The sequence below is a fragment of the Propionigenium maris DSM 9537 genome (assembly GCF_027925155.1).
GTDB lineage: Bacteria > Fusobacteriota > Fusobacteriia > Fusobacteriales > Fusobacteriaceae > Propionigenium > Propionigenium maris.
This window is the reverse complement of the sequence record NZ_BSDY01000002.1, coordinates 176,528-190,268: the sequence shown is the minus strand read 5'-3', so window position 1 is coordinate 190,268 and position 13,741 is coordinate 176,528. Positions and strand designations below refer to the sequence as shown.

General features: G+C 41.6%; 11 protein-coding genes and 1 riboswitch. Of the genes, 8 read left to right on the top strand and 3 right to left on the bottom strand.

Features of this window, described 5'->3' with window-relative positions; all coding sequences use genetic code 11:
* Nucleotides 1-1,659, top strand: coding sequence for a peptide ABC transporter substrate-binding protein (locus QMG11_RS02705; protein ID WP_281833268.1), 1,659 nt, complete (start codon nt 1-3; stop codon nt 1,657-1,659).
* A 34-nt stretch (nt 1,660-1,693) separates the two neighbouring features.
* On the opposite strand, the gene QMG11_RS02700 is transcribed toward QMG11_RS02705, so the two are convergent.
* The gene (locus tag QMG11_RS02700) at nt 1,694-2,056 is read right to left on the bottom strand and encodes a hypothetical protein (RefSeq protein WP_281833267.1); all 363 of its coding nucleotides are present in this window, start codon (nt 2,054-2,056) and stop codon (nt 1,694-1,696) included.
* A gap of 175 nt (nt 2,057-2,231) precedes the next feature.
* Between QMG11_RS02700 and QMG11_RS02695 the strand changes: the two genes are divergently transcribed.
* Together QMG11_RS02695 and QMG11_RS02690 are read left to right on the top strand one after the other, a co-directional pair.
* On the top strand, nt 2,232-2,897 hold the full coding sequence (locus QMG11_RS02695; protein ID WP_281833266.1) for a response regulator transcription factor: 666 nt from the start codon (nt 2,232-2,234) through the stop codon (nt 2,895-2,897).
* Between the two features lie 8 nt (nt 2,898-2,905).
* Nucleotides 2,906-4,318, top strand: coding sequence for a sensor histidine kinase (locus QMG11_RS02690; RefSeq protein WP_281833265.1), 1,413 nt, complete (start codon nt 2,906-2,908; stop codon nt 4,316-4,318).
* A 28-nt stretch (nt 4,319-4,346) separates the two neighbouring features.
* Here QMG11_RS02690 and QMG11_RS02685 read toward each other — a convergent pair whose 3' ends face one another.
* The gene (locus QMG11_RS02685) at nt 4,347-5,096 is read right to left on the bottom strand and encodes a PHP-associated domain-containing protein (protein WP_281833264.1); all 750 of its coding nucleotides are present in this window, start codon (nt 5,094-5,096) and stop codon (nt 4,347-4,349) included.
* Between the two features lie 31 nt (nt 5,097-5,127).
* Nucleotides 5,128-6,573, bottom strand: a complete 1,446-nt coding sequence (cls, locus tag QMG11_RS02680) for a cardiolipin synthase (RefSeq protein ID WP_281833263.1) — start codon at nt 6,571-6,573, stop codon at nt 5,128-5,130.
* Nucleotides 6,574-6,720: 147 nt separating this feature from the next.
* On the opposite strand from cls, the gene lon reads away from it, so the two are divergent.
* The 5 genes from lon to QMG11_RS02655 all read left to right on the top strand — a co-directional run bounded on the left by lon (nt 6,721) and on the right by QMG11_RS02655 (nt 13,708).
* The gene (gene lon / locus QMG11_RS02675; RefSeq protein WP_281833262.1) at nt 6,721-9,102 is read left to right on the top strand and encodes an endopeptidase La; all 2,382 of its coding nucleotides are present in this window, start codon (nt 6,721-6,723) and stop codon (nt 9,100-9,102) included.
* A gap of 153 nt (nt 9,103-9,255) precedes the next feature.
* Nucleotides 9,256-10,086 (top strand): SIR2 family protein, encoded by an 831-nt coding sequence (locus QMG11_RS02670; protein WP_281833261.1) that lies wholly within the window; start codon nt 9,256-9,258, stop codon nt 10,084-10,086.
* 68 nt (nt 10,087-10,154) lie between these two features.
* Nucleotides 10,155-11,183 carry a hypothetical protein gene (locus QMG11_RS02665; protein ID WP_281833260.1) on the top strand — a complete coding sequence of 343 codons (1,029 nt, stop codon included), beginning with the start codon at nt 10,155-10,157 and terminating at the stop codon, nt 11,181-11,183.
* 24 nt (nt 11,184-11,207) lie between these two features.
* Nucleotides 11,208-11,309: riboswitch (purine riboswitch) on the top strand.
* A gap of 60 nt (nt 11,310-11,369) precedes the next feature.
* Nucleotides 11,370-11,507 (top strand): hypothetical protein, encoded by a 138-nt coding sequence (locus tag QMG11_RS02660; RefSeq protein WP_281833259.1) that lies wholly within the window; start codon nt 11,370-11,372, stop codon nt 11,505-11,507.
* Nucleotides 11,508-11,596: 89 nt separating this feature from the next.
* Nucleotides 11,597-13,708: a glutamine synthetase III family protein gene (locus tag QMG11_RS02655; RefSeq protein WP_281833258.1), complete on the top strand. Its 2,112-nt coding sequence runs from the start codon at nt 11,597-11,599 to the stop codon at nt 13,706-13,708.
* Nucleotides 13,709-13,741 lie beyond the last annotated feature (33 nt).

Below are 13,741 nucleotides of genomic sequence, written 5' to 3'. Positions count from 1 at the left end.
ATGAAAAAATTAATGAAGATACTACTACTTATAACAGCGATATTTCTTCTGGCAGCATGCAACGGCAATAGCGGGAAGACGGAAGAGGAGAGAGAGAAGATAGAGGTAAGTGGGGGAAGGACTATGAAGTGGAGTCTGGACAGTGATCCCAAGACCCTAGATCCCCAGCTCAACTCAGCTACTGGAGCAGGTTCTGTCATCAACAATATGTATGAGGGACTCATGAGGGAGGTGGACTCTAAGCTGCTTCCTGCTATGGCTGAGTCCTATGAGATATCTGAGGACGGCTTAAAGTATAGGTTTCACCTGAGGGAGAGCAGGTGGTCCGACGGAAAGCTGGTAACAGCACATGACTTTAAGTATGCCTGGCTGAGAGCGTTGGATCCCAAAGTGGCTTCGGAGTATGCTTTTCAGATGTTTTATATAAGGGGAGCCAGGGATTACTATGAGGGAAGGGGAGCGGCAGAGGAAGTTGCAATAAGGGCAGCAGACGAGAGGACTCTGGAGGTGGAGCTTGAGACTCCTACACCATACTTTCTTAACCTCACGGCATTCTATACCTACTTTCCTGTGAGAAGAGATATGGTGGAAAGGAATCCGGACAAGTGGGCTGTCGATCCTGAGCTGGCTGTATCCAATGGCCCCTTTAAACTCGCAAAGTATGCTATCAGCGATGAGATTGTTTTGGAAAAAAATACTGAGTACTGGAATGCAGAGGATGTAAAACTCGATAAGATAGTGACTATGATCATAGGGGATTCCATGACTGCCCTTACGGCATATGAGCAGGATGAGATCTTTATTCTGGATACCATGCCCTCCCAGGAGGTCATGAGGCTCCAGCTGGAGGATCCTACCTTCCGGATACTTCCTATGCTGGGGACCTACTACTATATATTTAATGCAGACAGGGAGCCTACAAATAATGTAGATGTAAGAAAAGCTCTCTCTCTGGCAATAGACAGAGGAGCTATAGCCCAAGGAGTCAAGAGGGGAGGAGAGATTCCAGCAAGGGGATTTATACCTGTGGGCCTCTATGATTCAGAGGGGAATGAGTTTAGAGAGAGGGCAGGAGATTACTACATAAGTTCTGGAGGGGCTGATATAGAAAAAGCAAGAGCTCTGCTGGCTAAAGCGGGATACCCAGGTGGAGCAGGATTTCCTAAGATGACTCTCCTCTATAATACATCGGACTCCCACAGGGCCATAGCAGAAGCAGTTCAGGCAATGTGGAAGGAAGGTCTTGGAATTCAGGTGGAGCTCATGAACCAGGAGTGGGCAGTGTTTCAGGATAGTGTAAAACTGGGTAACTTTCAGGTAGGAAGAGCTAGCTGGATAGGGGACTATGTGGATCCCATGACATTTTTGGAGCTGTGGACCTCCTATTCAGGTAAAAACGGAGCTCAATGGAGGTGGACCGAGGACGGAAGGTTCCCGGAAAATAAGAGGTATGATGAACTTGTAGAGGAATCCAAGAGAGTTTCTGGAGCTAAGAGAGATGGGAAGCTCTATGAGATGGAAAAAATAATTATGGAGGAGGCTATAGTAGCGCCGATCTACTACTACGTGGATCAGGTAATGGTAAAGCCATACCTCAAGGGATGGAATAAAAGCGTATTGGATACGTGGTACTTTGGAAATGCAGAGGTAGTTCGGTAGATAGTACTAGAGAACCCCTTGCTTTAAGGGGTTCCTAGAGTATCTCTTTGCTATAATTTTGTGTATAGAGGTATTCACTGTGGTTGTTTATAAATGATACGATGATGTTCCTTCCGATGGTCTTTCTTTTTATCTTTTTATGTATCTCATCGGCAGATCTTTTAAAGAGAGAGTCTTCAGTTATTCCCAGTACATATATGTATATATTTTTCTTATGTATCTTTACTTCAAAATCTAGCAGGAGTCTTTTAGAATCTATTGTAAGGGGAGAGCATAGTTCATAGAGGGTATTTTCCAGAGCACTCTCAGGTCTGATTATGAGCTTCTTGAGGCACACTATAATGTAAAAAGAAATAAACAGAGAAAAGGAAAACAAGTAAACTGTCCTAAGATACATTTAACATCTCCTTTTAAATTGTAATAATAGAAGTTTACTCCTTTAGCTTGATATAGACAACTAAAATTAAACTAACTATTACTTAAATATCACTTAATTAAATTTTCCTTTACTTATGGGCCTTTTAGGGTATATTATAGGTAAAGAATAAGGTATAGCACTAGGAGGAAATAGGATGAAAAAAATATTGATTGTAGAAGATGATAATAGTTTATCGCAATTACTTAACCTGCAACTTAAGTATTCAGGCTATGATTCAGATATAACTGACAACGGGGAAACTGCAGTTAGCATGGTAAGAAAAAATGACTATGTCCTTATTTTACTTGATGTAATGATATACGGAATGGACGGAGTAGAGGTAGCAAAGGCTATCAGAGAATTTTCAGATATACCTATTATTATGCTTACAGCTAAAGACAGCCTTAATGATAAGTTAATAGGCTTTGAGAGCGGAGTAGACGACTATATGACAAAGCCCTTTGAGTTTGCAGAACTTCTTATGAGGATAAAGGCAAACACAAGAAGTAAGACATATGAGAATAAAAATACCATCGAGCATAAGGGAGTTAGGATCTATCTGGATACCTATAAGGCGGAGAGAGACGGACAGGATCTGAATCTTACTAAAAATGAGTTTAAGATCTTAAGACTTCTACTGGAAAATAAGGGAAAGGTGGTTACCAAGGAGGAGATAATTACAGAGATTTGGGAAGGTTTTTATGAGGAGGACAACAACATTGTCTTTGTATATATAAACTATCTGAGAGCTAAGGTGGATAAGAACTTTGATGAGAAGCTTATAGAGAATATCCGTGGTGTAGGATATATTATTAGGTAGGTGGAAGGTTGAAAAAATTTATAAATTCCCATATAAATACCCTGGGAAAGAAGATATACTTTTCCTATGGGGTATCGGTTTTTATTATACTTTTTACCCTCAACACTTCGGCGTCTATATTTTTCTATAGCTGGGAAAGAAACAGAAGTATGAATGTTATACTAGGGATAGAAAATCATATTCAGAAGCAGATTGCTCAGATAGAGGATCTAGACGATATGAAGCAGCTGGAGGATTTTGGAAGAAACTTTAACGGGAATATAATAAGGGATATCTCTGCAGATCTGGGGAAGCTTTCTATAAAGGTTTGGAAGGATGAGAAGAAGATACTCTCCCACAGGGAGGTAAAGTACAATATCGCCCACGATGAGGAGCTTGGAGACTTTCAGATAAAGAGGTATGACAAGGAAACCTATATAGTCTACAACAACGACTTTAAGATAAGGGGAAGTTCATTTGTTATTCAGATAATAGGGAGTATGAAGTTTGTAATAACAGACCTCTTCACCCTCCTGAAGTCCCTTTTTGGAGCTAATATTCTGGCTCTTATTCTGGCTTACTATTCAGGCAAGATTCTGCACTCCTCTATTATTGTGCCTATAAATGAGATAACCAAGACAACTCAGAAGATAAACAGGTATGCCCTAAATCAGAGGATAAAGGTGATTAACGATAAAGATGAACTGGGAAAGCTCTCTGTAACTATAAACAATATGGTGGAGCGGCTGGAGATGGCCTTTAAAAACCAGGAAACCTTTATATCCAATGCATCCCATGAGCTCCGGACCCCCCTTACGGTGATAAAGGGTTATGTGGATCTCTTAGACGCAGGAGCCAAGGGAAGTCCTGAGATAGTGGATAAGGCAGTGGCTGAGATAAAGCATGAAAGTCTTCATATGAATAACCTTATCTCCACCCTGCTCTTTATAGCCAGAAAGGAAAATATGGCTCTCAAGGGGGAAGCTAAGGCTATAAATATCTCCGACCTGCTGAGCGGCCTTATGGAGAAGCAGGAGCTCATAGATAAGGTTCACCTCTATACAGCTAACATTCAAAGAGGTATTGTGATGCACACTGTGGAGGACCTCTTTAGTATGCTGGTAAGGGAACTTCTAAAAAATGCATCCAAGTACACACCTGAGGGGAAGAATATCATTCTGAGCCTTACAGGGGATGAGAGCAATATCTATATGGTGGTAGAGGATGAGGGAGTAGGTATAGAAAAGGAGGATCTTGAGAATATCTTTAAACGATTCTATAAGAGTGACAAGGTAAGAAACAGGTCTGCTAAGAGTTATGGTCTGGGGATGTCCATTGTAAAGAATATAGTGGAGTTTCATAAGGCCAAGATAGATGTTGAAAGTGAAGTGGGAGTGGGAACAAGGATAATGGTGACCTTTCCTACAAAGAACTATATTTAAAAAAGTAGGATTTAGCATTTGCTAAATCCTACTTTTTATTTAGTAGAGCATGGATAAGGTGTTTTTGTCCGATACCTGAGATCATTGGGAGTTTGTAGAGGGTATCCACAAGCTTGTGGTGTTTTCTCTCCTCCTCATTTAAAAACCTGTAGTAGGATTTTATCTCCCTGTTGATGTGGGCATCGCTTCCAAAGGTAGCTGTGAGATCATATTTTTTTCTCAAAGATTTAGCAGCGAGGTTTCTTCCCTTGGTCAGGGTGTGATTGTAGGTTTCTACCGAGTCCACCTTCTGCAGGATATCCTTTATATACTCCTTGTTTTTGATAAAGTTTTTCTGGGCAAGGCCATTGATGTGGGGTATGGATATATGGCACTCCCTCTCCCTTAAGAGGTCTAGGAAGTAGTAGACATCCTTATTTGTACGGGCCATCCTGTATCTGTGCTTGTGGGGTTCCACCTCCCTTATGTAAAAATCCTCCAGCTTTTCTATAGTTTTAAAGTAGATCAGAAGCTCAAAACCATCGATGAACCCAAGCTCTATTCCTGGAACATTGTTGATACCGGAACCCTCTATGGCCACAGCTCCCCTGATCTCATTGTGGTCTGTAATGGAGATGAGGTGCTCCTTCTCCCTTAAAAAATCTATGAGGAAGTCCTCCCTGTTAAAACCGTCGGAAGCATAGGTGTGCATGTGAAGGTCTAAATACAGTTCTCTTCCATCATCCTTGAAGGGATGGATCTCCTTAAAAAAATCACTTAATTTATCAAATTCAATCATATTTCTCTCCTTTTAATTTTTAATCGTTGCTTTAAAGTATTGGGGAAAAGAGGCGGCTGATGGATTCCTTTATCTTTACTATGACCCTTCTCTGCTTATACCTCTCACTGGATATCTTTGTACTTACCTTGAGGTCCTCTATGAAGGCCTTCTTGAGCTGGTGAACTATCCCCTTGTCATAGAAGAAGCAGTTTATCTCGAAGTTTTGATAGAAGCTCCTGTGATCAAAGTTGGAGCTCCCCAAGGTAGCAATGCTGTCATCAGATACTATCATCTTACTGTGTAAAAAACCATTGTTATATGTGTAGAAATCGATACCGAAGTTCATGAGTTCCCCCACGTATGAAAGGGATGCCCAGTATACCATCATATGATCGGGTTTATTTGGAATTATTATTTTTACCTTAACTCCAGAGAGGGAAGCCAGCTTGAGAGCTTCATAGGTAGAATCATCTGGAATGAAGTAGGGGGTATGGATGTAGATATATTTTTTTGCACTTGATATTATCTTGAGAAATCCATCCCTTATAAGCCTGAAATCGTAGTCTGGAGCGCTTCCCACTACCTGTATGGGACACTCACCCTTGGTCTTCACTGTGGGGAAGTAGCGCTTTAGTTCCACAGGAGGGACTTCCTCCCTTCTTTTGAAGAGTCTTTGCTCCTTGGTGAAGTGCCAGGAGGAGAGAAATTCCTTTTGCAGTTCACGTATTATGCTGCCGTGGAGGCGGACATGGGTATCCCTCCAGTAACCCAGGGGTCCCCTTCCCAGGTAATCCTCACCTATATTAAATCCTCCCATATAAGCTGTCTTACCATCCACTATGACGATCTTTCTGTGGGTTCTGTAGTTTACTCTCAGATGGATAATAGGAAAGTAGAGGGGGAAGAAGGTTTCCAGCTCTATGCCGCTCCTTCTCATCTCTCTTATAAAGGATTTCGGAAGCTTTCTGGAACCTACTCCGTCGATGATGAGTTTAACCTCGACCCCCTCTCTGGCTTTGGCCATGAGTAGTTCACCGATCTTCTTTCCTGTCTCGTCGTATTCAAAGATGAAGTACTCCAGGTGGATGAAGCTTTTTGCCTTCCTGATATTTCGTGTGAGATCCCTGAAGAGCTCCTCCCCGTGAAGATACACTTTAACAGCATTGGAGAAGGTGAGGCGGTTCTTTCCAGTATACTCAAAGTAGTTGATGAGCTGCTTCCAGGGTTCAAGTTTTTTAGTATCCTCTCTTCTCTCCTCGAAAACCCTTCTAAAAAGGCTTCTCTTATAAAATTTTTTTGTTATCCTCTTCTTTCGAAAGCTCAGTCCGAACATGAGGTAGATAATAAATCCCAGGTAGGATGTAAAGGTAAGAATAGTAATCCAGAAGAGGCTGTATACAGGTTTTCTCCTCTCTACAAAGATTATGGTTATTATGAAAAATATGTTCATTAGGTAGATATAGTCCGACAGAAGAGAGATGATATTTTCATTCATAAAAATTCACTCCAAAATTACATGATATAGTTCTTATACCATAGGATTAAAGGGTTTCCTAGGGGAGAAAAATAATGTTTATGAGAAAAGGAAATGTATTCATATTTTGTAAGTACTAGATAGAAAGTTAAGAGGAGGGGGAGAAAAATGACAGATAAGAGTAATACTAATCAATTGGTAAGTGTAAGTGAAGTTTTACCTGAAAAACTTGTGATACTGCCTATAATAACCAGGCCAATTTTTCCAAATATAATGATACCTATTACCTTTTCAGGGGAGCAGTTTTTAGAGGCTATAAAGAGAATAGATCAAAATGAAAATAAGCTTCTGGGGCTTGTATTTGCCAAGGAGGCAAATGAGGTAAATCTTTTGGAATCTGACCTCTATGATGTGGGAACCATAGTGAAGATCCATAAGGTGACCTCCCTGTCGCCCAACACGGTACAGGTGATAGCTCAGGGAATCAACAGGTTTAAAAAGGTAAAAGAAGTGGAGAAGTCGCCTCAGCTGGTATGGGAGGTGGACTACAACCATGAATCCGAGGAGGCTCCCAACGATGAGGTAAGGGCCTATATGCTGGCAATAATGACCTCCCTCAAGGAGGTATTTAAGGTAAATCCAATGCTTCAGGAGGAGCTGAAACTTCTCATGTCTCAGGTATCCTATGATAAACCTGCCATCTTGATGGACCTCATTGCATCTATGCTGAAGACTGAGAGCAGTGAACTTCAGGAGCTCCTCAGTGAATTCAGCCTTGAGATGAGGTGTAGAAAACTTCTGATACTTCTGAAGAAGGAGCTGGAGATAGCCCACCTGCAGGAGAGTATCCAGAAGAAGATAGAGGACAAGGTAAGTACCCAGCAAAAAGAGTACTTCTTGAGGGAGCAGCTTAAGCTCATAAAGAAGGAGCTGGGAATGGAGAAGGATGAGAAGCAGGCCGATATAGAGAAGCTGGCTTCCAGGCTGGATGAGATAGAGTTGTCGGAGGAGGCCAGCAAGGTGGTAGAGGAGCAGTTTGAAAAGCTCCAGCTTCTGGATAAGAGCTCTCCAGAGTTCCATGTAACCAGGTCCTATATTCAGTCTATAGTGGAACTACCTTGGGGAGTGTTCTCAGAGGACAGGCTGGATGTAAAGAAGGCCAGAAAGATCCTAGACAGCGACCACTATGGTCTAGATGATGTAAAGACAAGTATCCTTGAATTCATCAGTACAATCATGAAGACGGGAAATGTAACTGGATCCATCCTTTGTCTCGTAGGACCTCCAGGAGTAGGTAAGACCTCCATCGGTAAGTCTATCGCAGGTTCCTTGAACCGTGAGTTCTACAGGTTCTCTGTGGGAGGAATGAGGGATGAGGCTGAGATAAAGGGACACAGAAGAACATATATTGGGGCTATGCCAGGAAAGATAATCCAGGCCATAAAGAGGGTAGGAACCTCCAACCCGGTAATTATGCTGGATGAGATAGACAAGATAGGAAGCAGCTTCAGGGGAGATCCCGCTTCAGCTCTTCTAGAGGTGCTGGACCCTGAACAAAACAAGGACTTCCTGGATCACTATCTGGATGTAAGATATGATCTTTCAAATATTCTATTTATTACAACAGCAAATACTATGGACACTATACCGAGACCACTTCTGGACAGGATGGAGGTTATCCAGCTTCCTGGATACATTCTCGAGGAGAAGCTAGAGATTGCCAAGAGATACCTTCTGCCAAATCAGATGAAGGAGCATGGACTGGATAAAAATGAGATATCTATCTCCCAGGGAGCTGTGGAGGATATAGTAGAAAAGTATGCAAGGGAAGCAGGAGTAAGAAACCTTGAAAAGAATATACGTAAACTTATGAGAAAGACTACCCTTAAGATAGCTGAGGGAGATCTCAAGAAGGTGGCTATCAACAAGAAGAACCTAGAGGAGTACCTGGGAAAACCTCTATTTACAACGGAAGAACTCTATCAGAAGAGCAGACCAGGAGTAACTCTGGGACTGGCCTGGACATCCATGGGTGGAGCAACTCTCTATATAGAAGCCACCAATATCAGCTCCAAGGGAAGCGGATTTAAGCAGACGGGTCAGCTGGGTAGTGTAATGAAGGAGTCAGCAGAGATAGCCTACTCCTATATAAGATCACACCTATGCAATGAAAATGCCTGCGATGAAAAGATAAAGAGCTTCTTTGACTCCAATTCTGTACACCTTCATGTACCTGCAGGAGCTACTCCTAAGGATGGACCTTCAGCGGGAATAACAATGGCTCTAGCTCTCTATTCACTGGCTAAGGGAAGAGCAGTGAGAACCGATATTGCCATGACTGGAGAACTCACCCTTACAGGAAAGGTTCTTCCTATTGGAGGAATAAGGGAGAAAACCATAGCTGCAAGAAGAGTTGGAATCTATACTCTCATAGTACCAAAGGACAATAAAAAAGATTTCGAAAGATTGCCAGATTATATCAGAGAGGGAGTAACTGTTCACTATGCAGACTACTTCGACGATGTACTGAAGCATGCCTTTAAGAAGTAAGTAAAATAGCCCCTCAGAGAGGGGTTATTTTTTCTTTTTTCTTCCAAATCTTATTGTTTATTAACCTTAAATAGGGTATACTATCTTGAGAACAACTAATCAAAATTGGAGATTATTTTAGCATAGATAAAATCATAGGTGGAGGAAGAGACGATGTCTAATATTATAAGAAGAATAAAGGAGGGAGAGAAGCTGGTCCTGTGGATTGGAGACGCGATCTCTAAGATAGTGGGACTCCCTACAAAAAAAGATCTGGCTCGAAGTATTTGTACAGATATAAATGAAAGTGCAAAGAACGCAATTAAGGATAAAAAATCCCTGGCAGAAGTAAGCCAGGTATACCTTGACAGTATAAGCGGAAGTAAATCCAAGCTTCTAAAGAAGATAAGGAATCAATATAGTGGGGATGACAGTGCGGGAAACCCCCTGAAGGTTTTTGCAGAAGCGCCCTTTGTGGAGAGTATTATTACTACCAGTATAGATGATCTTGTGGAGAAAGCCTATGGAGACAGTGTATTTAAGGTGAACTACTACTCAGAGGATCTTGGGGGTATCAATGATAAGAAACTCTATAGGGTAAATGGAAGTTTGGCCGACCTGAATAAAACTATTATTACAAAGCAGGATATGAGGAAGCTGGATATCCTTCCCATCTACAATGAGTTTTTTAACAGGCTTGCCCAGGAGATTAACGGGAGAATCGTTCTTTTTATTGGATATGATCTGGATGATCCAGATACCATAAATAATATCTCCATGGTACTGAATAAGCTAGAGGGAGTAAGAGCCAGTGCTTACTTTATAACCTCATCATCTATAATAAATACAACAGCACTTAACTGGTTAAATGCCAATGAGATAAAGCTTCTTAAGCAGAGTGATATGGAGTTTATAGAAGCTATCAGGGAGTATATGATAGGAGAGGGGATTGTAGACCTGCCTCTAGAGGAAGTTAGACAGGAAAAAAAAAGCCTACTAATGTAGAAATTGAACTAAATGAAATAAAAGAGGATGAAAAAGCTGAAAAAGAATCACAGGATGAAGATATAGAAGTGGCTGAAACCTGTGAAGAGGCAGCTACAGAACCTCCACTCCCTTCAGAAGAAAGTTTAGAAGAGAAGGCAGCTGAAGAGGCTGAGACCTCAGTAGATTCAGAAACAGAGAGATTAGAAGATGAGCAGCCTACTACCCCTGAGAGTGAAGAGGTATTGGAAGTCTCTGAAGCTGAAGAGGAGCCAAAGGGTGAAGTAGAGGAAATAGGGGAAGTTCTCATTGAGAACCCTGGTTTTGAAGTGAAAAGCTTTCTGGATATAGAGGCTGCGCGGGTAGAGGAGTTAAAGCTCCCTGTAGGCTTTGGGTATACAGAGGAGAAACTTCCTAAGAGAAACCTCTTCTCAGCAGGGGGAGTAAGTATTACCTCCCTGGGACAGACCCTCTACAACTTTAAGGTTTTAAGGGAAGAGGGGATTGGTAAACGGAAGATTCACCTGAAAAGCAGGGAGTGCAGGATAGGTTTTGAAGGAGTAATCTATGATAACGGAACCATAGGTATGACAAAGCTTACCTCCTACTCAGTATGCAAGGATCTTCCATTTAAAAGAGCCCTTGAGGTATATACCTTTATGCAGAAAGTAGTGGCTGGAAATGATATAAGGATAGAGGGAGACAGTCTGGATGTAACTATTACCCTTCCTCAGAGATTTGAGTACTTAAAGCTCTTAAAGATAGTGGATACCCTTTATAAATACTATTCTGTTTCCAAGGTGATGAATTTGAATACCAATGAAAGGGTAGAGTTTATCCTGAAAAATGCCGTTAAGGTAAATAAGCTGGCACTTCTCATGAGGGGACTTCCAGTGGAAACTATGGTCAGAGTAGAGGGTGAGGAAATAGAAAAGCTTTCTCAGGCTGACCCATTAAAGATAATTAAGAGGGGTTCCATTAAACTAAAAAAAGTAGAAATTTCTTTTGTTCAGGAGGTAGTAATTCCAGAATTTGTACTAGATTCTAAGGCGGATGGTGGCAAAATGTCCACTTCTTGGAAAAAGGCAACTTTGTGCTACAAAAAAGTGCTTGATTAATTGACACAGCTGTGATAATATTCATTAAAATAAGTTGTAAAAACTTGTATATGTCAGGTAATAGGGACCTGATGTTTCTACTAGGCCGCCGTAAATGGCCTTGCTACAAGTAAAGATAGTACTGTAATTTCGTCTATTTTTGCTTGCAAAAATGACGATTTTATTTTATAGGAGGAGTTTATGCTTTTGTCTGCTTTAGAAAAAAAGATGAAAACTGTATATTCTTGCGATCCCCTTGAAAAGGGGCTGGTGTTGTCGACTGCATATTCTGCACCTCTTAAAAAGGACTTAGCGACTAAAAAAATAATTGATAATCAAAGATAGAATTCCCAAGGGATTTCTATCTTTTTTATTTACCTAGCTATTTATAATTTATTTTTTATAAACATTAAAATATTGAGGAGGAGTGTAACATGATAGGAGTTGATTTTAAAAAGAAGCCTTTAACAGAGATCTATGGAGAAAACTGTTTTAATGAGGTAACTTTAAAGCAGCGTGTACCAAAGAGTATTTTTAAGGAATTTAAAAGAGTACAAGAAGGAAAATGCGAACTGACTCTAGCAGTGGCCGAGGTAATTGCAAATGCTATGAAGGACTGGGCTATTGAAAATGGAGCCACTCACTTTACTCACTGGTTCCAGCCCCTGACAGGATTAACAGCTGAAAAGCACGATTCATTTATCAATGCAACTAATGTGGGAGAAGCTCTTATGGAGTTTTCAGGAAAGGAGCTTATAAAGGGGGAACCAGATGCTTCCTCATTCCCAAATGGAGGACTGAGATCTACCTTTGAAGCAAGGGGGTATACAGCTTGGGACACTACATCTCCTGCATTCCTGAGAGAGGATAACTCTGGAACGACACTATATATTCCTACAGCCTTTGTGGCTTACACTGGGGAAGCTCTGGATAAGAAGGTACCTCTTCTAAGATCTATGGTATCTGTAGAGAGACAGGCTCTTAGAGTATTGAAATCTCTAGGAGACAAGGAGAGCAGCAAGGTAAGTGTAACCCTTGGAGTAGAGCAAGAGTACTTCCTAGTGGAGAAGGAGTTCTACCTGAAAAGACTTGATCTACAGCATACAGGAAGAACCCTTATAGGAGCTCCAAGTGTAAAGGACCAGGAGCTTACAGGACACTACTTTGGAACTATCAAGGAAAGAGTAGCTAAGTTCATGAGGGAGCTGGATCTGGAGCTTTGGAAGATAGGGGTTACATCCAAGACAAAGCACAATGAGGTGGCACCAAACCAGTTTGAGATGGCGGCGGTATTTACTACAGCCAATGTAGCTACAGACAACAACCAGATCACAATGGATATTATTCAGAAGGTAGCAGCAAGACACGATCTTGTGGCCCTTCTACATGAAAAGCCCTTTGCAGGGATCAACGGATCTGGTAAGCACAACAACTGGTCTCTGGCTACAGACACTGGAATCAACCTGTTAGAGCCGGGAGAAAACCCAAAGAAGAATGCACAGTTCCTCCTATTCCTTACCTCTGTAGTAGAGGCAGTGGACAGATATGCTCCACTTCTTAGACTGTCAGCAGCAAGTGCGAATAACGACCACAGACTGGGAGGACATGAGGCGCCCCCTGCAATCATCTCTATCTTCCTTGGAGATCAGCTGAGCAATATTCTGGGAAGAATAAAGGGAGATCATGTAGAGGAGGGAGCTAAGCTTGAGCTTGGAGTAGATTCTATGCCAAAGCTTCCTAAAGATATGACAGACAGAAACAGAACCTCTCCATTTGCCTTTACTGGAAACAAGTTTGAGTTTAGAATGGTGGGGTCATCGGCTTCAACTTCTACACCAAATGTAATATTAAACACCATCGTTGCTCAGGTGCTGTCGGAGTATGCAGAGAAGCTAGAGGCGAGCTCGGATATAAAGGCTACCATGAAGGAGATAATCAAGGGTGCCTATGAGAAGCATGGAAGGGTAATCTTCAACGGAAACGGATATGGAAGCGAGTGGGTAGAGGAAGCTGCTAGAAGAGGACTTCCTAACCTGAAGGCAACCAATGATGTACTGAAGTACTACCTTGCAGATGAAACTGCAGAACTCTTTGGTAAGCACGGAGTATTCACAAGGGGAGAGCTGGAGTCTAGATATCAGATCTATGCTGAGAAGTATATAAACCAGCTTCACCTAGAGGGAAAGACTATTCTCAAGATGATAGAGAGAGAAGTAATACCAGCTGCCAATGGAGAGCTAAAGGAGAGAGCAGAGGTTATAAATGCTGCATCAAAGATCCTTTCAGAGGAGCTTCTTCTTTCGCAGATGGACGGTATAAAGGCTCTTGGAGTAGAGATTGGAAGACTTACAGATGCTGTTAAGGAGCTGAGAGAGCATGTTGAGAGAAGTGAGTTTGATTCTGTAGACTCTCATATTCAGCACTCAAGAAGTAAGGTTGTAGCTTCTATGGAAAAAGTAAGGGAGATATCTGATAGAATAGAACTTATGATGCCAGCTAAAGCTTGGCCTATGCCAGGTTATGAGGAGATGCTATATCACCTGTAATGCTTTAGGAAAGAGAGATCTTTTTTAAAGAGG